Here is a 21,405-nt window from a genome sequence, read left to right as displayed (position 1 = left end):
AGGGGCACTCAACGTTCTACGGGCCGGGCTGGTCCGTCGCGACGCCAACCCGGCATAGCGAGAAGCCCCCTCATTTATGAGGGGGAGGAGTCACGAAGACCGCTGCTCGGGCGGGGTACTCCCTCGTACGCGAAACCAGTGGCATAGTCGCCGCAGGGCCGCAGGGGCGGCCGCGGAGGAGCCGGCGGGGGCGGGACAGTGGCTGTGGACACAGGGGCGTTCGAGGAGATCACGACCGAGGGGGAACTGCACGAGCTCGTCGGCGACCCGAGCGCGGTGGCCCTGGGCAAGGAACGGCGGACCCTCCACGAGCACCACGCGCGGTGGCTCGAGGCCTCCCCGTTCTGTCTGATCTCCACTTCCGGCGCGGACGGCACCTGCGACGTCTCGCCCAAGGGCGACCCGGCCGGCTTCGCCAAGGTCCTGGACGACAGCACCCTCGTGATCCCGGACCGCCCCGGAAACCGCCGGGCGGACGGCTTCCGCAACATCCTCACCAACCCCCACGTCGGCCTGCTCTTCCTGATCCCGGGCCGCGGAGACTCCCTGCGCGTCAACGGCCGGGCCCGGCTGCTGCGCGACGCGCCCTTCTTCGACGAGCTGACCGTCCAGGGACACCGGCCCGCCCTCGCCCTCCTCGTGGAGGTGGAACAGGTCTACTTCCACTGCTCCAGGGCCTTCGTGCGGTCCGCCCTGTGGAAGCCGGAGACCTGGAACCCGGAAGCCGCCCCTTCCCGGGCGAGGATCTCCAAGAGCCTGGAGCGCACGGACGAGTCCCTGGAGGAGCTGGAGCGCTACTACGGGCCGTCGTACGACGAGAAGAACATGTACACCTGACCGGATGGGTCGGCCCCGGCTGGAAATCGTTGGTCCTGCAATCAAACCCCGTGGGTACAGGATCACTGGAACGAAGCAACGGCAACGTTTTTTCACGGTAGTTCAGGGATCTCCGCCGTTACGGTTCCCCGGGATCTGGACGGACGCCCAGGCGTTCGTCCTGCTTTCCCGCTGAGGAAGCCGATGAAGGAGAGCTCGACCGATGACCGTTGACACCAGCCCGGAAGCACAGCTGGATCCGCCCAAGCAGTCCAGCCTGGGCACGTCGGCCGCCCGCAACCTTGCCACGACGACCAAGTCCGCCCCGCAGATGCAGGAGATCACCTCCCGCTGGCTGCTGAGGATGCTGCCCTGGGTGGAGACCAAGGGCGGCGCCTACCGGGTGAACCGCCGGCTGAGCTACACCGTCGGCGACGGGAGCATCGAGTTCGTCCAGGACGGTGCCCGCGTCCAGGTGATCCCGCGCGAGCTCGGCGAACTCGCCCTGCTGCGCGGCTTCGACGACGAGGAAGTGCTGACGGCGCTCGCCGGCCGCTGCGTCCAGCGCGATTTCCGTGCCGGCGAGGTGCTGGTCGAGCGGGGCGCTCCCGCCGAGCAGATCCACCTGATCGCCCACGGCCGGGTCAGTCAGACCTCCGCCGGCAAGTACGGCGACGAGATCTCCGTCGCGGTGCTCGCCGATGGAGACCGCTTCGGCGAGAACGCCCTGCTCGACTCCGACGCCCGATGGGACTACACGGCCACCGCCGAGACCCCCGGCACCCTGCTCACGCTCTCCCGCGCCGACTTCGCCGGCATCGTGTCCGGGGCGCCGCACCTCCAGGAGCACATCCAGCGGTTCAGCTCGCTGCCCCTGCAGCGGCAGAACAAGCACGGCGAGGCCGAGATCGCGATGTCGGCCGGCCACATCGGCGAGGCCGAACTGCCCGGTACTTTCGTCGACTACGAGTCGAAGCCGCGCGAGTACGAACTCTCCATCGCCCAGACCGTCCTGCGGGTCCACACCCGGGTCGCCGACCTCTACAACGGGCCGATGAACCAGACCGAGGAGCAACTCCGGCTCACCATCGAGGCGTTGCGCGAACGCCAGGAACACGAGTTGGTGAACAACCGGGAGTTCGGGCTGCTCCACAACGCCGCCTTCAAGCAGCGGATCCAGACCCACTCCGGCCCGCCCACCCCGGACGACATGGACGAGCTGCTCTGCCGCCGTCGCGGCACCAAGCTCTTCCTCGCCCACCCCCGCACGATCGCGGCGATCGGCCGCGAGATGAACGCCCGCGGCCTCTACCCGGACCACGTGGACGTGGGCGGGCAGCAGGTCCCGGCCTGGCGCGGGGTACCGATCCTGCCCTGCAACAAGATCCCCATCACCAAGGAGAACACCAGCTCCATCCTCGCCATGCGCACCGGCGAGGACAACCAGGGCGTCATCGGACTGCGCCAGACCGGCCTGCCCGAGGAGTACGAGCCCGGCCTGTCGGTCCGTTTCATGGGCATCGACGAGAAGTCGATCATCTCCTACCTGGTCACCACCTACTACTCCGCCGCGATCCTGGTGCCCGACGCCCTCGGCGTCCTGGAGAACGTCCAGATCGCCCGCCGCAGCGACTGACCGGCCGGCGGACCCGTACGACGACGGCCCGGACCCTCCCGGGCCGGCCGAGCGCGCCCGGGATCCGGGACGGACCACCCACCTCAAGGAGTTACGGATGCCCGAGCCCGGGCCTTCCCCTCTGCAGTCGAGCCTGCCCGGCGCCGCCGCCCCGTTCGGGGCCCACGTTCTCGGCAGCGTCAAGGTCCCCGCATCCGGAGGCCTGCCCGCCCCGGCCGCCCCTTCGCGGTCCACCGCGCCGCCCGCCCCGAGCGCCGCCCTGCGGCGGCTCCTGAGCGGACCCAGCGGGCTGGGCACGGCGGGCCTGCACCCGGCCCGCCGGGAGGCGCCGCCCGCACCCCCGGCGGCTCCGGAGCCCGCGGCTCCCGCGGCCGGAAACCCGATCCCGGGCCTCTACCACCACCCCGTGTCCGAGCCGGACCCGGTACGGGTGGAGGAGGTCAGCCGCCGGATCAAGGCCTGGGCGGTGGAGGAGGTCGACCTGTTCCCCGATGCCTGGGAGAACCAGTTCGACGGCTTCCACGTCGGGCGCTACATGGTGGCCTGCCACCCCGACGCCCCCACCATCGAGCACCTGATGGTGGCCACCCGGCTGATGGTCGCCGAGAACGCCGTCGACGACTGCTACTGCGAGGACCACGGCGGCTCGCCGATCGGTCTCGGCGGACGGCTCCTGCTGGCGCACACCGCGATCGACCCCCTCCACACGACGAAGGAGTACGAGCCCGCGTGGGCCCGGTCGCTCCGGTCGGACGCGCCCCGGCGCGCCTACCACTCCGCCATGGAGTACTTCCTCCGGCAGGCCACCCCTTCACAGGCGGACCGCTACCGGCACGACATGGCCCGGCTGCACCTGGGGTACCTCGCCGAGGCGGCCTGGAGCCAGACGGAGTACGTCCCCGAGGTGTGGGAGTACCTGGCCATGCGGCAGTTCAACAACTTCCGCCCCTGCCCCACCATCACCGACACCGTCGGCGGGTACGAGCTTCCGGCCGATCTGCACGCCCAGGCAGCCATGCAGCGGGTCATCGCACTCGCCGGGAACGCCACCACCATCGTCAACGACCTGTACTCCTACACCAAGGAACTCGCCGCTCCGGGGCGGCACATGAACCTTCCCGTGGTGATCGCCGACCGGGAGGGGACCTCCGACAAGGAGGGCTATCTGAAGGCGGTCGAGGTCCACAACGACCTCATGCACGCCTTCGAAGCGGAGGCCGCCGCCCTGGCCGCGGCCTGCCCCGTCCCCAGCGTGCTGCGCTTCCTGCGGGGAGTCGCCGTCTGGGTCGACGGCAACCACTACTGGCACCAGACCAATACCTATCGCTACAGCCTGCCCGACTTCTGGTAAGGACGGACCTCTTAGTGACCAGCATCGACCTGACCACCAGCTCCAACGGCACCACCGCGTCCTCGGTGGTCATTCCCGGTCCGGCGACCCCCTACCAGGGGGACATCGCCCGCTACTGGAACAACGAGGCCAGGCCCGTGAACCTGCGCCTCGGCGACGTGGACGGCCTGTACCACCACCACTACGGCATCGGCGACGTCGACCACGCCGCCCTCGGCGACGCCGACGACAGCGCGTACGAGAAGAAGCTGGTCGCCGAGCTCCACCGGCTGGAGTCCGCGCAGGCCGAACTCCTCCTGGACCACCTCGGTCCCCTCGGCCGCGAGGACACGCTCCTGGACGCCGGCTGCGGCCGGGGCGGCTCGATGGTGATGGCCCACCAGCGCTTCGGAGCCAAGGTCGAGGGCGTCACCCTCTCCGCGAAGCAGGCCGACTTCGCCAACCAGCGCGCCCGCGAGCTCGGCATCGAGGACCACGTGCGGGCCCGTGTCTGCAACATGCTCGGCACGCCCTTCGAGACCGGGCAGGCCGCGGCGTCCTGGAACAACGAGTCGAGCATGTACGTCGACCTGGACGACCTCTTCGCCGAACACTCCCGCGTCCTGAAGGTCGGCGGCCGGTACGTGACCATCACCGGCTGCTGGAACCCGCGGTACGGCCAGCCCTCGAAGTGGGTCTCCCAGATCAACGCCCACTTCGAGTGCAACATCCACTCCCGCCGGGAGTACCTGCGTTCCATGGCGGACAACCGCCTCGTACCGCAGGCCGTCATCGACCTGACCCCCGCGACCCTGCCCTACTGGGAGCTGCGGGCCACGTCCTCGCTGGTCACCGGCATCGAGGAGGCGTTCATCGAGTCCTACAAGGACGGCTCCTTCCAGTACGTCCTGATCGCGGCCGACCGCGTCTGACGACACCGACCGCGTCCGACCACACCGCCCGGGTCCGGGCCCGCCCCCGGCGGGCCCGGACCCGGGCGCGGCCTCAGAGCAGCCGGGCGGCGTGCGCGAGGAGTTCCGCGTACACCTGCGGACGGTCCCGGTCGATCACGGGGAAGCCCTCGCCGAAGTCGCCGTTCACCCAGCGCGCCTCGATGCCGGGATTGGCCATGCCGGTGCCGTCGTGGAGGAACACGTGCGGGCTGCAGTTGACCCGGCCCTCGCGCGCCGACTCGTACTGGGCCGTCACGGCGGCCCGCGCCGAGCCGGTGTCCAGGGCGTGCGCGAGTCCGTCCACTTCGACGGCGCCCGTCCCGGCGGCCACGTCCAGGATGACGTGGCGCATCGAGATGCAGCGGCCCTCCGCCCAGAAGGCCCGGCGCAGCGCGCGGTCGAGCCGTTCGCTGGCCTCCATGGACTCGGACTTGGCCGCGTGCACCGCTTCGAGCGCGGGCAGGGTGGTGACCGGGTAGGTCCAGTCGGGCCCTTGCCACAGCCGCCAGCCGGCCTCCGGTTCGAGCGCGCCGAGCACCGAGATCTCGGAGTCGACGCCGGGGCGGGCGTTGACCTCCCGGTTGAACAGTTCCAGGGGGAAGGCCCGGAAGTCGAACCAGATCCGTCCCTCCAGGCCCAGCTCGCGCCGGGTCTCGTGCAGCCGGTGCACGGCCACGTGGGCGAAGGAGCAGTTCAGATCGGTGTAGACACTGATCGTGTCGGGCGTCGCGGGCAGCCGCGGGTCGGCGAGCGGGCCGCCCGCCGTGCCGGCCGTGGTCGCCGGGCTCGCTGCGGTCGTCGTGGTCACGGGTTCAGCCTTCCTGGTCGGGCCGGGTGCTGTGCGCGAACCGGGCCACGGTGACGTCCCCGGAGACGACCGAGCCCTCCCAGCCGTAGACCTGCCCGAAGGATCCGGATCCGGTGTCGGCCGGGTGCCGCCTGGAAAAGGTGAGCGCGATCCGGTCGCCCGGCCGTACCGGCACGGCGTCCCGGACCGGCAGGTAGGCGTGCTTCCAGCTGTCCGAGGTCGTACGGGCCCGCGGATCGTCCGCCGCCACCTCGTCACCGGAGATGTCCAGGGCCACCGTGTCCGAGAGGGTGGCCACGAAGTAGCCCTTGAAGCCGGTGAACAGCCCCGCCCGCTGGACGGTGTACACGAGCGGAACCTCGTACGAGGTCTCGTGCGCGCCGTGCGCCCCCTCGAAGGCGTACCGGCGCACGACCCGCGGTGCCGAGAGCTGGCCGCCGACCGGGATGATCGCGTCGTAGTAGAGGTCGAAGGCGTCCCGTGCCCCGCGGCCCTTCAGCAGCTCGGCGAACTCGGCCGGGCCCCCGGCGTCCTGCGGCGATCCGTCGCGCACCGCTCCGTGCGCCGCCTCCGCGGTGACCGGTACGAGATAGCTCTCCACGGCCACCGGAAGCATCGCGCCGCCCGGCCGCAGGAAGCGGCTGCGGGCGTCGTCCAGGATCGCGACGCAGTTCTCGTTGTCGGCGAGGTTGCCCATGATCTCGGAGATGATCAGGTCCACCCGCTCGGGCAGCTCGATGCCGAAGGAGAACCCGCGCAGCGGATGGAAACGGCTCCCGAACCCGGCTTCGGTGAGCCGCCGCGCCGCGGTTCGGAGGATGTTCTCGTTGAGGTCGATGCCGTAGACCCGGGCCGCTCCCGCCTCCAGAGCCCACTGGGCCAGGATGCCGGTACCGGTGCCCAGGTCCAGGACGGTGGCGCCGGGCCGCACGGCCTCGGTGATCGCCGCCTTGTACGCGGCCATGCGCAGCCGGTCGCCCAGCATCAGGTCGTGGAAGCCGTCGTCCCATTCGAGGAGCCGCTCGGAGGCGGGCAGCCAGACGTCCTGCTGCGCGTACAGCTGCCCGAGCACGCCCGTGTGGTGCACCGTCAGCGGATCCGCGGACGGGCCGGCCACCGGGCAGCCGGTGGCGAGGTCGAAGCCGGTGCCGTGCAGCGGGCACGTGATGCGCAGGGTGCGCGCGTTGACCTGTCCGTGCACGAGCCGGCCGAGCCGGTGCGTACAGGCGGCGTCGATCACGAACTCCCGGCCCGCGACGCGGACCCGTACCCGGTCGCCCGGCAGCTCTTCCAGCACGGCGTCGCTCATGCCACCTCCCGCGCACGCTCGACGGCGGCGTCGAAGGCGCCCCCGATCAGTCCGGACAGCAGCCGCGCCCCGATCCACAGCTTCGTCGCGTCGAGACCGCGCGCCGCTTCGTACTCCTTGATCGCGGTCTGCATCTCCCGCATGTGGAAGGTGTCGATGTGCAGGTGCTCGGTGTAGTACCCGCCCCGCGCGATCCCGAGCCGGGCGCAGGCGCGGGCCTGCACCGTGAAGGCGTCGGGGATGCTCGCCTCCAGGTAGGCGAGTGCGCCGAGGAAGTACTCGACGTCCGCGGCGCGCTGGGTGAGCCAGTAGAAGACGTTGAGGAACGCGTACGTCTCGTCGCCGGTGGTGTCGAGGAAGCTCTCCAGCTCCTGGGGGAGACCCAGTTCGGCGAGCAGGTCGAGGTAGAGCTTGGAGTGGGTCTGCTGGAGGTTGCCGCAGCCGAACTCGTCGATGAGCACCCGCATCACGGCCATCTGCGCGCGGATCGGCAGCCGGGGTATCGCCGGGAAGAAGTTCTGCGCCTCGGTCAGTCCGTCGAGCGCGAACTCCCGCACCACGTGGGCGAACTGTGCCCGGGTGGCCTTCTCGGCGAGATAGCTTCCGGCCGGGCTGCCCGTGCGCTCCAGGGCCAGCAGTCCGGCGAGCCGCTCCTTCCACTCGGCGCGGCCGGCGAGCGGCGGAGTGCGGTCGGTGAGGTCCTCGACGAGGGGATCGATCCAGGCCGCCTCCAGATCCTCGATCCGGGCCAGCACCGTGGAGCTCTGGAGGGCGCGGTTGTGGAGGAACAGCCGTTTGTGCGGGCTGTCGGCGGGCTTCGGTGTCACGTTCAGCACGGGACCTCCCGGTCGGTCTCGATCACGGAGCGCCGTAGCAGTTCGGTCTTCAGCGAGCGGTACCAGTCGTCCCGGTCCAGTCCGTACCGTGCGTACGCGGCGTGCAGCTGCGCCGCCCGCCCCTCGCCGCGGTCGGTCAACAGGGCCTTGCAGAGCTCCGGTTCGACGTTGGCCAGCGCGACGACCCAGCCGTCGACGGGGCCGGACTCCAGCAGCAGGTGTTCGAGCCCCTGGGCCACGGGTACGCCCGGGCCGGCGGCGATCAGCGCGCGGGTGAACTCGGGTTCCCCGGCGGAGTCCTTGACCCCGGCCACCCCCGGCAGGGCGCAGACGCGCAGCAGGGTGCCGAGTTCGAGGACGTTCCCGGAGACGGCCGACTCGTGGTAGACGATCACGGGGAGTCCGGCTGCGGCCACGGCCTCGAAGTGGCGGAACATCTCCTCCTGGGTCACGTCCGCCCCGTACGGGGTGGTGACCACGACCGCGGCGGCGCCGAGCCCGGCCGCGCCGCGGGCGAGGTCCAGGGCCCCGGCCGTGGTGGGCCGCAGGATGCCGGCGAGGACCGGCAATCCGCCGGCGTACCGGACGGCGGCGGTCAGCGCGTCCCGCCACTGACGGTCCGACAGGGAGCCCCCCTCGCCGGTGCTCAGTGCCGGCAGCAGGGCGTCCGCGTAAGGCCGTACGGTCGCGATCAGGCGGGCCGTGCTCTTCTCGTCGATCTCTCCCGCCGCGTCGACCGGGGTGACGAGCGCGGTGGTCAATCCGGTGATCATCGGTCCTCCGTCACAGGGCTTCGGCCGGCACGCGCAGGGCGAGGGACTGCTGGTAGAGGCTTTCCAGCGGCTCGGGGAAGCGGGCTTCCGGCCCGTCGCCGCCGGTCACGGCGCGCAGCGCGAACCCGGTCGTGGCCGCGAGGCGCGGGCTGGCCGTGTGCAGCAGTCCCTTGCGGCACTCGACCATGCCGAGGAGCAGCCGCTCGTGCACCGGCAGGGTCCGGGGCAGCTCCGCGCCGGTGGCGCGCAGCACGTCGGCCTCCTCGTAGCCGAGCCGCCGGATGTCCATCACGGTGTGCAGGTTGTCCATGAAGGGGTAGTAGGCGTCCTGGAGTTCGCGGGAGAAGCCCCAGATGATGTCGTCGCAGCGGCCCACCTGTTCCAGGCTCATGACGATCCGGCCGTCGAGCCGCTCCACGAAGAAGGCCTTGCAGGCGCGGCGTACGTCCTCGTCCTCGCCGTTCATGCCGAGGAAGAGCGCGGCGTCGGCGTACTCCTCACGGACGTGCGTGTCAGAGGGCATGGCGGTCGAGCACCTCGCGCATCCGGGCCATGGCGTCGGAGAACACCTGCGGGTCGCGGGCGAGGGCGAAGCGGACGAAGGCCTCGCCGCGGTCGGGCTGGCTCCAGTAGAAGAACCGGCCGGGCAGGACGTACACCTCGGCCTCGGCCAGGAGCCGCTGCAGTTCGGTCGCGGTCAGCTCCGGGTGGTTGATGCGCGCCCAGGCGACGCTCACTCCGGCGACGGGCTCCTGGTACTCCAGGATCGTGCCGTCGATCGCCTTGCGTATGGCCTCGCGGTTCTGGGTGAGGACCTCGCGGACGGAGGCGAGCCGGTCGCGGGTGGAGTCCTGGACGTACTGGGTCAGCATGTTGAGCACGAAGGGCGAGACGTTGAGGAGCACGCTGGTGTGCAGGTTGTAGACGTCCTCGCGGATGTCGTCGCTGGCCGTGATCATGGCCGCCTTGGCGTCCTGGACCGGCCAGGTCTTGCCCGTGTCCTCGATGGCCAGGTAGGAGATGCCGGAGCCTTCGAGCAGCTCGTAGATGTCGAAGCGGGCCAGCTTCTCGTCGTAGAGCGTGAACGAGGCGAAGCAGAAGTCGATGACCAGCAGCTTGTTGTGGTCCTTGCAGAACCGGACCACCTCTTCGAAGCCCTTGCGGCCGTGCTGGAGCAGCGTGAAGCCGGTGGGGTTGTTCGGGTCGACGAGGAACAGGGCGTCGGTGCGGACCAGGCGCTTGAGCTCGGAGTAGATCCGGTCCGGGTCGTGGAGCGCCGACTCCTCGATCGGGTACATCGGCACGCCCATGTTGTTCAAGACGTCGTAGAGGTTGTCGAAACAGGGCTCGACCAGCGTGACCGACTTGCGCTGCTGCTTGAGGTACATGCCGGCGACCATCGTCGAGATCGACGCGGCGTACGAGAGCAGGGTCTTGTTCTTGGCCAGGGCGGTGTCCTGGCGGTGCAGGGTGAAGAAGGCCTCGATGAAACGCTCCTCGGCTGTCGCCTGCAGGCCGCGCTCCGCCTCGTACCAGAGCTCGGGCAGCCGGGCGACGATCTCGCGCTGGCTGTCCGACTGCTGCTGGTGGGTGTGGGCGTCGGCGAGGTTGAACCTGGTGCGCAGCGCCTGGATCTCGTGCTGGGTCAGGTCGAGGAGCTGGTTGTCCGGGCTGGTCGGGCTGGGATGCGTGGTCATGCTTCCTCCGGTCGGGGCGGGCGTGCCAGGGGGAGTGGTGCGCGCTCGGGCGGGCTGTGCTCGCGGTGGGCGGGATCAGCTGCCGCTCGGGCTGACGGAACTCTCCCGTGGGCGGCCGGCTCCTGAAGGGAACGCAGTGCGGCGGCCCTTGAGCTGTGTCATGGTGGTCCCCCGTAAGCGGACTGCGGTCCGTTTCGGCAACGACCCTGACACATCGTGTTCACGCGGGCAAGCAAACGAACGGCGAAGAACGGCAGTTGGGGGTTAGGTGTGCTCGTCGCCCGCCAGGCGCAGGTGATGTCCGAGATGGGTACACTCGCGACGACCGACGGACCTACGACGTCACGGACGAAGACACCGCATGACCAGAGGGTCACCTGAAGTGACCGAACTCATCCGGAAGCCGGTCCGCGAGCGGGCGGACGCGGCGCGAAACCGTGACCGCATCCTGGCGGTCGCCGCCGAACTCTTCGGGGAGCACGGCGTCGAGAACGTGTCCCTCGACGCCATCGCGGCACGCGCGGGCGTGGGCAAGGGAACGCTGTTCCGCCGGTTCGGAAGCAAGTCCGGGCTCGCCGTGGCCCTGCTCGACGCCCAGGAGAGCGAGCTCCAGGGCAGGATGCTGTTCGGGCCGCCGCCCCTGGGGCCCGGCGCCGACGCGGGCACGCGGATCACCGCCTTCTTCGATACGTATCTGGACCTGCTCGACACGAACCTGGAGCTGGTGCGGCTCTCGGAGACCACCGCGCCCGGCGTCCGGTACCAGATCGGCTCCTACTGCCTGTGGCAGCGCCACCTGTCCGTCCTGCTGGCCGAGGCACGGCCGGAGCTGGACGCCCAGGGCACCTCGCACCTGCTGCTCGCCATGGTCGACGCGGACCTCCAACAGGCGCTGCGCAGCAGCGATTTCACCCCCGGGCGGATCCGGGGGGCACTCGGCGAGATGGTGCGGCGGGTCCTGGAGGCCTGATCGGGACGGAGCCGCGGGCAGGGGTGGTCCCGGCACGGCGGAGGCCGTGCCGGGACCGGCAGGTCGGCGTGCGGGACGTCAGACCTCCCTGACCGCCTCGATCTCCAGCGAGAGCTCGATCTCCTTGGAGACCAGGAAGCCGCCGGTTTCCAGGGCCATGTTCCAGGTCAGGCCCCAGTCCTCACGGTTGATCTTGCCGTGGGCCGAGAAGACCGTGCGGTCGTTGCCCCACGGGTCCTTGGCGTGCCCCAGGTAGTCGACGTCGAGCTCCACGCGACGGGTGAACCCCTTGATCGTGAGATCGCCGGCGAGCGTACCGCTCGTACCGTTCCAGCTCACCGACGTGGAGGTGAACGTGGCCCGGGGGTGCTCGGCCACGTCGAAGAACTCGGCGGACCGCAGGTGGTCGTCCCGGGCCCTGTCTCCGCTGTTGACGCTGGCCATGTCGATCACCGCGGTGACCTTGCTGTCCTCGGGCCGCTCGCCGATGTAGACGGTGGCGTCGACGCCGGTGAACCGGCCGCGCACCTTCGTGAGCATGAAGTGCCGGCCGAGGAAGCCGACCTCGGCGTGCCCCGGGTCGACCTTCCAGTCGCCCACGGCCGGGAGTTCGACCCCGTCCACGGTGCGGGTCGGGGATGTCGCGCTACTGGTCATCGTCCGTTCCTCCTGCTCGTGTGTGGGCGTGCTGCCGCTCAGACGCCGGACTCGGTCGGGAGCCCGCCCCCGATCCAGTCCTCCTTGCCGTCCTTGTAGGTGAAGACCTTCGAGTAGCCGAGCTCCGCGAGGCGCTCGGCCGCGATCCCCGAGTTGGAGCAGGTCGTACCGGTGCAGTAGACGATGACCTCGGCGTCCTTGTCCGGCAGCAGGCCGGGGGCCAGCTGGTCGACGTCGTCGACGGGGAGGAGCAGCGCCCCCGGCAGGTGCGCCTCCTTGTAGTACTGCTCGGGCAGGGCCTCGACGACCGCTGCCCTGCCGCCGTCGAGCTTCTGCTTGACCTCGTCGCGGGAGAGGTTCTGAACCGCCATGTGCCAGCCTCCGAAAATCAAGGATCAATAAGTGCGTACGCACGCACCTTAACAAGTATGTGCGGGCGCACGCAATGGGAGTAGGATCGCGGTGTGACCGAACGGGATGATCGACTCGAGGCGTGGCGGGCGATGCTCCTCGCGCACAACACCGCCGTACGCGCCATCGAGGGCGACGTGCAGCGCGACGGCCGGATCCCCTTGACGTGGTACGACGTACTGCTCGAACTCAAGGCGGCCGGGAAGCACGGGCTGCGCATGCAGGAAGTGGCCAACCGGGTGGTGCTCAGCCGGACCCGGGTCAGCCGCCTGATCGACGAGATGGTGCGCGCCGGCCTCGTGGACAAACTGCCGGACCCGCATGACAAGCGGTCCTCCTGGGCGGTGATCACCCCGGCGGGTGCCGAGGCCCACCGGGCGACGGCCCCGGTCTACATGCGCAGCATCCAGAAGCACTTCTCCGCGCACCTCACCGACGAGGACGCCGCGGTGATCGCACGGGCGCTGTTCAAGGTCGCGCAGCCGGACTCCGACATCCAGCTGGGCTGACGTCCGGCCGGCCGGCGTCCACCTCGTTCACCGTGCGCGGGTACCCGTACGGGCGTCATCGGCCGGGCCCGCCGCATCGCGCGGCGGGCCCGGCCCGTTTCATGCGCAGGAGGAGCAGAGTCCCCGGTAGGTGACCTCGACCCCGGACACCGTGAAGCCGAACCGCTCCTCGGCCGCGAGGCCGGCCAGCGGATCGCCGGTGGGGTGGACGTCGCGGATCAGGCCGCAGCCGGAACACACCAGGTGCTGGTGCGGGTGGTGCGCGTTGGGGTCGTACCGTTTGGCGCGGCCGTCGGTGGTGACCTCCATGACCTCGCCGAGGGAGACCAGCTCGCCCAGGGCGTTGTAGACGGTGGCCCGGGAGATCTCGGGCAGCCGTTCCACGGCGCGGGCGTGCACCTCGTCGGCCGTGAGGTGCACGTGGTCGCCATCGAGCACCTCCGCGACCACGCGCCGCTGGGAGGTCATCCGCCAGCCGCGCTCGCGCAGCCGCTCCAGTAGGTCACTCATATCGGCTCACCACTTTTCATCTTCGGAGGGGCCACGTTCGGTGGGGCCACTTTCGGAGGGGCCGCGGTCGGAGGGGCCGCGTTGGGCGGGGCGGCCCGGCGTGACCCCCGGAATGTACCGCCTGTGGTCCGTGATCCGACTCGATGCGGGCTTGGTGTCGTTCTTGACTTGGATTGAGTCCATCGTAGGATCGGATGCGTTGACAGCCAAGGGACAGGAACGGTTCGGAGCAGCGTGAGACTGGACGTGAGACCGTCCGCGACGGTGACCGCCCCGGCGTCAGGACGACCGTGAAACCGGGGCCCGCCACCGGGTTCCCGTGCCCCAGAAATGTTCCATCACATGCAGTTCCTGATCACCGTGACCCCCGGTCCGGTCCGGAAGGATTCCCATGTCTGAGAACCATGACGCAATCGTCACCGATGCGAAGGCGGAGGGCGGCGGCGGCTGCCCGGTCGCGCACGAGCGGGCCCCGCACCCGACCCAGGGCGGCGGAAACCGCCAGTGGTGGCCGGATCGGCTGAACCTGAAGATCCTCGCCAAGAACCCCGCCGTGGCCAATCCCCTCGGTGAGGAGTTCGACTACGCCGCGGCGTTCGGCACGCTCGACCTCCCGGCGGTCAAGCGGGACATCGCCGAGGTGCTGACCACCTCGCAGGACTGGTGGCCCGCCGATTTCGGCCACTACGGCCCGTTCATGATCCGCATGGCGTGGCACAGCGCCGGCACCTACCGGATCAGCGACGGCCGCGGCGGCGCCGGAGCCGGCCAGCAGCGGTTCGCCCCCCTCAACAGCTGGCCGGACAACGGCAACCTCGACAAGGCGCGCCGCCTGCTGTGGCCGGTCAAGAAGAAGTACGGCCAGAGCCTCTCCTGGGCCGACCTCATGATCCTCACCGGCAACGTCGCGCTGGAGGCGATGGGCTTCGAGACCTTCGGCTTCGCCGGCGGCCGCGCTGACGTCTGGGAGCCGGACGAGGACGTCTACTGGGGTCCCGAGAGCACCTGGCTCGACGACGAGCGCTACACCGGCGACCGCGAGCTGGAGAACCCGCTCGGCGCCGTCCAGATGGGCCTCATCTACGTCAACCCGGAGGGCCCCAACGGCACCCCGGACCCGCTCGCCGCGGCGCGCGACATCCGCGAGACCTTCCGCCGGATGGCGATGAACGACGAGGAGACCGTCGCCCTGATCGCGGGCGGCCACACCTTCGGCAAGACCCACGGCGCGGGTCCGGCGGAGAGCGTCGGCGACGACCCCGAGGCCGCCCCGATCGAGGCGCAGGGCCTGGGCTGGGCCAACTCCTACGGCAGCGGCAAGGGCGGCGACGCCATCACCAGCGGTCTGGAGGGGATCTGGACGAACACCCCGATCGCCTGGGACAACACCTTCTTCGACATCCTCTTCGGCTACGAGTGGGAGCTGTTCAAGAGCCCCGCCGGCGCGCACCAGTGGCGGCCGAAGGCGGGCGCCGGGGCGGGCACCGTACCCGACGCGCACGACCCGTCGAAGACCCACGCCCCGACGATGCTCACGACCGACCTGTCGCTGCGCATCGACCCGGCCTACGAGCAGATCTCGCGGCGTTTCCACGAGAACCCGGCCGAGTTCGCCGACGCCTTCGCCCGCGCCTGGTACAAGCTCACCCACCGCGACATGGGCCCGATCGTCCGCTACCTCGGCCCCGAGGTCCCCTCCGAGGTCCTGCTGTGGCAGGACCCGCTCCCCGCGGTGACCCACTCCCTCGTCGACGACGCCGACGTCGCCGCCCTCAAGGCCAAGGTCCTCGCCTCGGACCTGACGGTGTCCCAGCTCGTCTCCACCGCCTGGGCCGCGGCCTCCTCCTTCCGCGGCAGCGACAAGCGCGGCGGCGCCAACGGCGCGCGCATCCGCCTCCAGCCGCAGAGCGGGTGGGAGGTGAACAACCCCGACGAGCTGGCCACCGTACTGCGCACGCTGGAGGGGATCCGGGAGTCCTTCAACTCGGCTCAGACCGGCGGCAAGGAGGTCTCGCTGGCCGACCTGATCGTCCTCGCGGGCGGCGCGGGCGTCGAGCAGGCCGCCAAGGACGCCGGTGTCGAGATCCGGGTGCCGTTCGCTCCGGGACGCGTGGACGCCTCGCAGGAACAGACCGACGTGGAGTCCTTCGCCGCGCTGGAGCCGCTCGCCGACGGGTTCCGCAACTACCTCGGGAAGGGCAACCGCCTGCCGGCCGAGTACCTGCTGCTCGACAAGGCGAACCTGCTGAACCTCAGCGCCCCCGAGACGACCGTCCTGGTGGGCGGCCTGCGGGTACTCGGGGCGAACCACCAGCAGTCGCCGCTCGGCGTCCTCACCGCGACCCCCGGGTCCCTCACCAACGACTTCTTCGTCAACCTGCTCGACCTGGGGACGACCTGGAAGCCGACCTCCGAGGACGCCAACACCTTCGAGGCCCGTGACGACGCCACGGGCAAGGTCAAGTGGACCGGCAGCCGGGTCGACCTGGTCTTCGGCTCGAACTCCGAGCTGCGCGCGCTCGCGGAGGTCTACGCGAGCGACGACGCGAAGGAGAAGTTCGTCAAGGACTTCGTCGCCGCCTGGGACAAGGTGATGAACCTGGACCGGTTCGACCTCGTCTGACCCCGGCATCCGGCCCGGGCCGGCCGCGCACCCCGCGGCCGGCCCGGGCCGTTCTTTCACGGCTCAGCCGGCGGGCGTTCCCGCCGAGGCGTCCTGCAGCGTGCCGCGCAGCAGGGCGAGAGTGGCGGCGAACCGCTCCAGCGAGCCGGCCGTCAGCGGCCCGGTGAGCCAGGAGCGCAGGCCGTCCTCGAACGTGGGCGTGGCGGCGGCCAGCCGTTCGCGGCCCGGCTCCGGCCGGGGTGGTCGTCACCCCCTCCGTCCTCGGCGGGCGTCCCGCCCTGACCATCGTGCCGCGTGCTGGACGAGGCCGACGCGGCCCTGGACCGCGCCGCACGTTTCGTCACCGCCGCACTGGCCCGCGCCTGAGCCGTTCCCCGGGGAGCCGGGCACCCGGGCGCCCGGGTGAGTGCGCCGCGCCGCGGGCCGCGTTCACCCGGACGGCCGAGCAGCGGGAGCCGCGCGCGCCGCGCCGGGGCAGTCTGTGCGTAGGACCGCCACCACCGCACAGACGAGGACCGCGCCATGTCCCACAGCAGGCGTATCAGCATCATCGCGGGAACGGCAGCGCTGCTGCTGACGGCCACCGCCTGCTCGGGCCTGGGCCGGAGCACCGTCGGGATGCTCGAGTTCCGCGGCCACGACTCGCCGGTCGAGGTGAGCTACATCAACACCTCGGTCAAGGGCTGCCACCGGATCGCCCTGCCGAAGGGGGCGACGCACGTGGAGAACAACACCCTCGTGGACGTGGTCCTGTACCGGACGGAAGACTGCCGCAAGCTCGACCGGGGCGACGGCACCTACGTGGCCACGACCCTCTCGAACGTCACCGCACCCGAGGCCCTGCCCTGGCGCAGCTTCACCGTCATCCACTGACGGATCCCGTCGGCGGACCTCCACCGACGGACCGGCCGCCGGGCCCCGGCGGCCGACACGGCATGCTGGGGCGGTGTCCTCTCCTTCCGCGCATCCCCAACCAGCCGAATCCGCCGACCTGATGGTCGTGTGCGGGGACGACGGGCTCGCCCGCCGGTTGGCCGCCGAGCTCCGCGAGGTGTACGAGGAACGGGTGACGCTGGTCGTGCCGGCCGCCCGCGAGGTGCGCCCCGGAGCGGGGCCCGTGCGGGACCGGACCCGCGCCCGGGTCGGGGCCGGGCGCGCGCTGCTGGGGCGGTTCCCGGCCGCGCGGATCCGTACGGCCGCCGGGGACCGGGCCGCCGCGGGGGAGGACCTCGTACCCGAACTGCGGGTGCTGGAGGCTCCCGCCCCCGACGAAGAGGCCCTGGCCGCCGCCGGGGTCGCCCGGGCGGCCGCGCTGGCGCTCGTCTACGAGGACGACGAGACCAACGTACGGGCCGCCCTCGTGGCCCGGCGGCTGAACCCCAGGCTGCGGCTCGTCATCCGCCTCTACAACCGCAAACTCGGCCAGCACCTCGAGGAGTTGCTCGATCAGGCCGCGCTCGTCGCGGAACCCGGCATCGACCTGCGCGCGCTGGACTCCGCCACGACCGTGCTCTCCGACGCCGATACGGCCGCCCCCGCACTGGCCGCCTCCGCCGTCGCGGGCACCAGCAAGGTGGTCCAGGCCGACGGCCTGCTCCTGCGCGCGGTCGAACGCACGCCCCCCGGCCGGGGCGAGGTCGCCGACCCGGGCCTGTGCACCCTGGCCCTGCTGTCCGCCACCTCCGTCGATCCGGCCGGCGCGGACGGATCGGAGATCGGCGGGGACCTGGGCCCGCAACTGCTCCCGGACGACCGGTCCGTGGCGGCCGCGACCGGGCGGGGGACCGTCGCGCTCGAAGCGGTCTCCCACGCCACGCCGGCGCCGGACGGCCGACGGCTCAACCAGGTCTCGCTGCCAGTCGGTTCACTGTTCTCCCGCAGGCTCCGCTGGTCGCTCGCCGGGATCACGGCAGCCGTCGGCGCCCTCGCCGTGGCCTCCTCCCTGGTCACGGGGGACACCCCGCTGCACGCCGTCTACCTGACCCTGCTCGACGTCTTCGCGATCAACGACCCCGCGCTCGACCAGCCGACCGAGCGTCAACTCCTGCAGATCCTGGCCGGGTTCGTCGGGCTGCTCCTGCTGCCCATCCTGGTCGCGGCGGCCCTCGAAGCCCTGGGCGCCTTCCGCACCGCGACGGCTCTGCGCAGGCCGCCGCGCGGACTCTCCGGCCACGTCGTGCTGCTCGGCCTCGGCAAGGTCGGTACCCGGGTGCTCGCGCGGCTGAGGGAGCTGGGGATCCCCGTGGTGTGCGTGGAGTCCGACCCCCTGGCCCGCGGCATCGCCCTCGCGCGCCGCCTGCACGTGCCCGTCGTGGTCGGCGACGTCACCGACGAAGGGGTCCTGGAGTCCGCCCGGATCCACCGCGCCCACGCCCTGCTGGCGGTGACCAGCTCGGACACCACCAACCTGGAGGCAGCGCTCTACGCCCGCTCGGTGAAGCCCGACGTACGGGTGGTGATGCGGCTGTACGACAACGAGTTCGCCACCGCGGTGTACCGCACCCTGCGCGAGGCCCACCCGGCGGCCCTCACCCGGAGCCGCAGCGTCTCCCATCTGGCCGCGCCCGCCTTCGCCGGGGCGATGATGGGCCGCCGGGTGCTCGGCGCCATCCCGGTGGAGCGCAGGGTGCTCGTGTTCGCGGCCCTGGAGGTGGCCGATCACCCCCTGCTGGAGGGCCGCACCATCGAGGAATCCTTCCGGCCCGGTGCCTGGCGGGTGATCGCCCTGGACACCGCCGCCCCGGGCAACCGCCGCCCCGACCTCCGGACGCAGCCGGGCCACGACGAGGCCCGGAAGCCCGCCCTGGTCTGGGACCTGCGCCCGGGCTACGTCCTGCGGCCGCAGGACCGCGTGGTCGTGGCCGCCACCCGGCGGGGCCTGGCGGAACTGCTCGGCCGCGCGCAGGCCCGTACGGCCGGAGCCGCGGACACCGGAGGGGGTCAGGCGGGCTCGTCCGGCTGAGCCCGGTAGTTCCGGTAGTCCCGGTGGTCCCGGTACTGCTGGTGCTCCTCGTACTCCCGGTGCGCCTGATCGGGGCGATCGGCTTGATCAGCCTCATCCGCCGGCGCCGGCGCCGGCGGCCCGGACGGGGCGGGGTCGGTGCGCAGGAGGACGTGGTGCGAGCCGTGCCCGGTGGCGTCGACGTGCACCACGTGGTTGCCCACCCGCACGGTCTGGGTGCCCGCGGCGAACCAGCAGCCCGTGGGGCCCTGGGCGTACGGCAGGGGGGACCACACCTCCAGGAAGGTGCTGCCGTCGGGGTTGGTGCCCATTTCGACCAGGCGGTTGCCCTCGGGACGCAGGACTCCGACGTCGTGGCCGGGGGCGCCCACGTGGTGGTGGAAGGTGACCCGGCGGCCGTCGTACGAGGTGGTTCCGGCGAACCCGCGGCTGTCCGCGTAGAGGGTGTCGGTCTGGACCCACACGACGTGCTCGGTTTCCCGGAGCGGGCCGCCGTCCCGGCTGATTCCGGTCCGCAGCCAGGCGCCGTGGAGGGGCGCGTCCATGGCGGGGGCCTCAGGCCCGGTCGCCGGGGACGCCGGTGGACTTCACCCGTGCGGTGGTGGAGGTCTCCATGGCGACACAGTAACGGCGCAGCGGCCTGCGCGACGGGTGTCGGAGAGTTTGCGCCGCCCCGGTCCGGGAGGGCGCCGGGCGGCTGTCGTAGCATCGCGGACATGCAGCCCATAGGCCCCCTTCGCCGTGCCTCGGCCGTCGCCGCGGGCGTGGTGGCGGTGCTGCTGCTCGTGTGCGGCGGGCTGTTCACGCATCCCGCTTCGGCGGGGCACGAGGCGGGCATGCGGCCGGCCGGGACGGCTCAGACGGCCGGCACGGCCGGGATGCCTGCGCTGGCGGGGATGGCCGGGATGCCTGCGCCGGCGGGGATGTCTGCGATGGCGGACCCGTCCGCCACGTCTGCCACGGCCGGGCCTCCCGCGATCGCCGGGACGCCCGCGCGGGACAGGGGCCCGGAGCGCGCCTCGGGCAGGGCCACGGGCGCGGGTACCGACTGGGGCTGTTCCGCCTTGGGGCGGGACTGCCCGCTGGCCTCGGCGTACGCGCCCACCGTGCCGGCCGGTCCCGCGGGAGATCTCGCCGGTTCCGCCATATGGGGGACGACGTCCGTGGCTCACGGCCACACGGGCCCCGCGCCGTGCCCGGAACGCTCCCGCCCGAGAGCACCCGATCTCGACTCCCTCTGCGTCAGCCGGACCTGACCGGTCCCGCACCCGTACCCGCCCGCACACCGGGCGACCGGAGTGCTTCGCCGTGTCCTGATCCACTGCCGCACTCGATGTACAGGGAGTCCGTTCCCCATGGCTTCGTCCACCGCGTTGTTCGTCACCGGTGTCTCCACCGGTCTGTTCGCCGGCGGCGCCTCCTGCGCCGCCGTCCAGGGAGGTCTGCTCGCCGGGGCCGTCGGCCGCCGGTCCACGGAGTGGTCCCAGGAGAGGTGGCGGCGCAGCGGCCTCTTCGCCCCCGTCGGGGCCTTCCTCGGCGCCAAGCTCCTGTCCCACACGCTCCTCGGCGCCGCCCTCGGCCTGATCGGAGCCGCGGTCCAGCCCGGTCCGCGCACCCGGGCCGTGCTGATGCTGTGTGCGGGCGTACTGATGCTCCTGTTCGCCCTCGACATGTTCGGGGTGCGCGGGGTACGCCGCTTCGTGCCGCGCACGCCCGCCTCCTGGGGCCGGCGGGTCCGCCGCTCGGCCCGGAGTACGGCCGTCACCACCCCGGCCGTACTCGGCTTCCTGACCGTGCTGATCCCCTGCGGGGTGACCCTGAGCGTCGAGCTCCTCGCCGTCACCTCCGGCGGCCCGCTCGCGGGCGCGGCCGTCATGGCCGGCTTCGTCCTGGGGACCGGCCCGCTCTTCGCCGTCCTCGGCTTCTTCCTGCGCTCCGCGGCCCGGCTGTGGCAGGGGAGGCTTACCCTGGCGACCGCCGTCGTCGTGCTGCTCGTCGCGGTGTGGACCCTCGGCAGCGGGCTGCGGCTCGGCGGCTGGTGGCCCGCCGCGGCCCCGGCGGCGGTCGCCGCCGAGGTGGCGCCCGAGACGGTGGTGCTCCACCCGGACGGCACCCAGACCGTGACCGTCCGGGCCCGTACGAACGCCTACGCCCCGGCCGACGTCACGGCGAAGGCCGGTGTCCCCACCACCCTGGTCGTCGCCACGCAGGGGACGGGCGGTTGCGTCCGCGCCTTCGTCATCCCGGACCTCGGCATCCAGAAGATCCTCCCCACGACCGGGACCACCGGCATCGACCTGGGGGCCCGGCAGCCGGGGACGCTGGAGTACAGCTGCGGCATGGGCATGTACGGCGGCCGGATCACCTTCGAGAGCCAGGAGGCCACCTCGTGAAGGAACGCATGGAGTTCACCGTGACCGGCATGCACTGCGACAGCTGCGGCCTGCTGATCGACGACGAGGTGGAGGAGCTGGCGGGAGTGGTCGCCAGCGCGACCAGCGTCCGCAGGGGCCGCACCGTCGTCGACGCGGACCGGCCCCTCGACCCGGCCGCCGTCATCGCGGCCATCGCCTCCGCGGGCTACCGGGCGGAACGAGCACGGTAG

Annotated in this window: 22 protein-coding genes; 11 read left to right on the top strand and 11 right to left on the bottom strand. The window is 71.7% G+C overall.

The window, feature by feature from the left end:
• The first annotated feature begins 204 nt into the window (after window positions 1-204).
• The 4 genes from ACIQV3_RS37510 to ACIQV3_RS37495 all read left to right on the top strand — a co-directional run bounded on the left by ACIQV3_RS37510 (window position 205) and on the right by ACIQV3_RS37495 (window position 4,714).
• Window positions 205-837, top strand: coding sequence for a pyridoxamine 5'-phosphate oxidase family protein (locus tag ACIQV3_RS37510; RefSeq protein WP_403720936.1), 633 nt, complete (start codon window positions 205-207; stop codon window positions 835-837).
• Window positions 838-1,039: 202 nt separating this feature from the next.
• Complete coding sequence (locus tag ACIQV3_RS37505; protein ID WP_403720929.1) at window positions 1,040-2,452, top strand: family 2B encapsulin nanocompartment shell protein; 1,413 nt, start codon at window positions 1,040-1,042, stop codon at window positions 2,450-2,452.
• A gap of 97 nt (window positions 2,453-2,549) precedes the next feature.
• A complete protein-coding gene (locus ACIQV3_RS37500) occupies window positions 2,550-3,803 on the top strand; it encodes a family 2 encapsulin nanocompartment cargo protein terpene cyclase (protein WP_403720926.1) in 1,254 nt (417 codons plus the stop codon).
• 14 nt (window positions 3,804-3,817) lie between these two features.
• Window positions 3,818-4,714, top strand: coding sequence for a geranyl diphosphate 2-C-methyltransferase (locus tag ACIQV3_RS37495; RefSeq protein WP_403720923.1), 897 nt, complete (start codon window positions 3,818-3,820; stop codon window positions 4,712-4,714).
• Window positions 4,715-4,787: 73 nt separating this feature from the next.
• Here the strand turns inward: ACIQV3_RS37495 and ACIQV3_RS37490 are convergent, their stop codons facing one another.
• The 6 genes from ACIQV3_RS37490 to ACIQV3_RS37465 are packed head-to-tail and all read right to left on the bottom strand — an operon-like array spanning window position 4,788 to window position 10,158.
• The gene (locus tag ACIQV3_RS37490) at window positions 4,788-5,543 is read right to left on the bottom strand and encodes a DsbA family protein (protein ID WP_403720919.1); all 756 of its coding nucleotides are present in this window, start codon (window positions 5,541-5,543) and stop codon (window positions 4,788-4,790) included.
• A gap of 4 nt (window positions 5,544-5,547) precedes the next feature.
• On the bottom strand, window positions 5,548-6,852 hold the full coding sequence (locus ACIQV3_RS37485) for a methyltransferase domain-containing protein (protein WP_403720917.1): 1,305 nt from the start codon (window positions 6,850-6,852) through the stop codon (window positions 5,548-5,550).
• Window positions 6,849-7,688: an iron-containing redox enzyme family protein gene (locus tag ACIQV3_RS37480; RefSeq protein ID WP_403720915.1), complete on the bottom strand. Its 840-nt coding sequence runs from the start codon at window positions 7,686-7,688 to the stop codon at window positions 6,849-6,851. The genes ACIQV3_RS37485 and ACIQV3_RS37480 overlap by 4 nt, the downstream gene beginning before the upstream one ends.
• Window positions 7,682-8,461 (bottom strand): dihydrodipicolinate synthase family protein, encoded by a 780-nt coding sequence (locus tag ACIQV3_RS37475; RefSeq protein WP_403720912.1) that lies wholly within the window; start codon window positions 8,459-8,461, stop codon window positions 7,682-7,684. The genes ACIQV3_RS37480 and ACIQV3_RS37475 overlap by 7 nt, the downstream gene beginning before the upstream one ends.
• 10 nt (window positions 8,462-8,471) lie before the next feature.
• Window positions 8,472-8,984 carry a DUF6190 family protein gene (locus ACIQV3_RS37470; RefSeq protein WP_403720909.1) on the bottom strand — a complete coding sequence of 171 codons (513 nt, stop codon included), beginning with the start codon at window positions 8,982-8,984 and terminating at the stop codon, window positions 8,472-8,474.
• Window positions 8,974-10,158, bottom strand: coding sequence for an aminotransferase class I/II-fold pyridoxal phosphate-dependent enzyme (locus tag ACIQV3_RS37465; protein ID WP_403720907.1), 1,185 nt, complete (start codon window positions 10,156-10,158; stop codon window positions 8,974-8,976). The genes ACIQV3_RS37470 and ACIQV3_RS37465 overlap by 11 nt, the downstream gene beginning before the upstream one ends.
• 382 nt (window positions 10,159-10,540) lie before the next feature.
• Here ACIQV3_RS37465 and ACIQV3_RS37460 point away from each other — a divergent pair, with 382 nt between their 5' ends.
• Window positions 10,541-11,128, top strand: coding sequence for a TetR/AcrR family transcriptional regulator (locus ACIQV3_RS37460; RefSeq protein ID WP_403720904.1), 588 nt, complete (start codon window positions 10,541-10,543; stop codon window positions 11,126-11,128).
• 78 nt (window positions 11,129-11,206) lie between these two features.
• Here the strand turns inward: ACIQV3_RS37460 and ACIQV3_RS37455 are convergent, their stop codons facing one another.
• Entirely contained in the window at window positions 11,207-11,785 is a 579-nt protein-coding gene (locus ACIQV3_RS37455; RefSeq protein ID WP_403720903.1) for a YceI family protein, read from the bottom strand.
• Between the two features lie 38 nt (window positions 11,786-11,823).
• Window positions 11,824-12,156 carry a rhodanese-like domain-containing protein gene (locus tag ACIQV3_RS37450; protein ID WP_403720901.1) on the bottom strand — a complete coding sequence of 111 codons (333 nt, stop codon included), beginning with the start codon at window positions 12,154-12,156 and terminating at the stop codon, window positions 11,824-11,826.
• A gap of 93 nt (window positions 12,157-12,249) precedes the next feature.
• Here ACIQV3_RS37450 and ACIQV3_RS37445 point away from each other — a divergent pair, with 93 nt between their 5' ends.
• Window positions 12,250-12,705 (top strand): MarR family winged helix-turn-helix transcriptional regulator, encoded by a 456-nt coding sequence (locus ACIQV3_RS37445; protein ID WP_403720899.1) that lies wholly within the window; start codon window positions 12,250-12,252, stop codon window positions 12,703-12,705.
• A gap of 99 nt (window positions 12,706-12,804) precedes the next feature.
• Here ACIQV3_RS37445 and ACIQV3_RS37440 read toward each other — a convergent pair whose 3' ends face one another.
• The gene (locus ACIQV3_RS37440) at window positions 12,805-13,215 is read right to left on the bottom strand and encodes a Fur family transcriptional regulator (protein ID WP_403720897.1); all 411 of its coding nucleotides are present in this window, start codon (window positions 13,213-13,215) and stop codon (window positions 12,805-12,807) included.
• Window positions 13,216-13,606: 391 nt separating this feature from the next.
• Between ACIQV3_RS37440 and katG the strand changes: the two genes are divergently transcribed.
• The 3 genes from katG (at window position 13,607) to ACIQV3_RS37425 (ending at window position 18,800) form a co-directional block, all read left to right on the top strand.
• A complete protein-coding gene (gene katG, locus ACIQV3_RS37435) occupies window positions 13,607-15,838 on the top strand; it encodes a catalase/peroxidase HPI (protein ID WP_403720895.1) in 2,232 nt (743 codons plus the stop codon).
• A gap of 522 nt (window positions 15,839-16,360) precedes the next feature.
• Window positions 16,361-16,711, top strand: coding sequence for a hypothetical protein (locus tag ACIQV3_RS37430; RefSeq protein WP_403720893.1), 351 nt, complete (start codon window positions 16,361-16,363; stop codon window positions 16,709-16,711).
• 121 nt (window positions 16,712-16,832) lie between these two features.
• A complete protein-coding gene (locus ACIQV3_RS37425) occupies window positions 16,833-18,800 on the top strand; it encodes a potassium channel family protein (protein WP_403720935.1) in 1,968 nt (655 codons plus the stop codon).
• Here ACIQV3_RS37425 and ACIQV3_RS37420 read toward each other — a convergent pair.
• Both ACIQV3_RS37420 and ACIQV3_RS37415 read right to left on the bottom strand, forming a co-directional pair.
• Complete coding sequence (locus ACIQV3_RS37420; protein WP_403720890.1) at window positions 18,779-19,345, bottom strand: hypothetical protein; 567 nt, start codon at window positions 19,343-19,345, stop codon at window positions 18,779-18,781. The two genes, ACIQV3_RS37425 and ACIQV3_RS37420, sit on opposite strands and share 22 nt — an antisense overlap.
• A 311-nt stretch (window positions 19,346-19,656) precedes the next feature.
• Window positions 19,657-19,947 (bottom strand): hypothetical protein, encoded by a 291-nt coding sequence (locus tag ACIQV3_RS37415; protein ID WP_403720889.1) that lies wholly within the window; start codon window positions 19,945-19,947, stop codon window positions 19,657-19,659.
• Window positions 19,948-20,155: 208 nt separating this feature from the next.
• Between ACIQV3_RS37415 and ACIQV3_RS37410 the strand changes: the two genes are divergently transcribed.
• A complete protein-coding gene (locus ACIQV3_RS37410; protein ID WP_403720887.1) occupies window positions 20,156-21,193 on the top strand; it encodes a sulfite exporter TauE/SafE family protein in 1,038 nt (345 codons plus the stop codon).
• A complete protein-coding gene (locus ACIQV3_RS37405) occupies window positions 21,190-21,405 on the top strand; it encodes a cation transporter (RefSeq protein ID WP_403720885.1) in 216 nt (71 codons plus the stop codon). Before ACIQV3_RS37410 ends, ACIQV3_RS37405 begins: the two co-directional genes overlap by 4 nt.

Origin of the sequence: Streptomyces sp. NPDC099050, assembly GCF_044759865.1 — a bacterium.
Taxonomy (GTDB): domain Bacteria; phylum Actinomycetota; class Actinomycetes; order Streptomycetales; family Streptomycetaceae; genus Streptomyces.
This window is presented reverse-complemented; position numbering and strand designations above follow the sequence as displayed.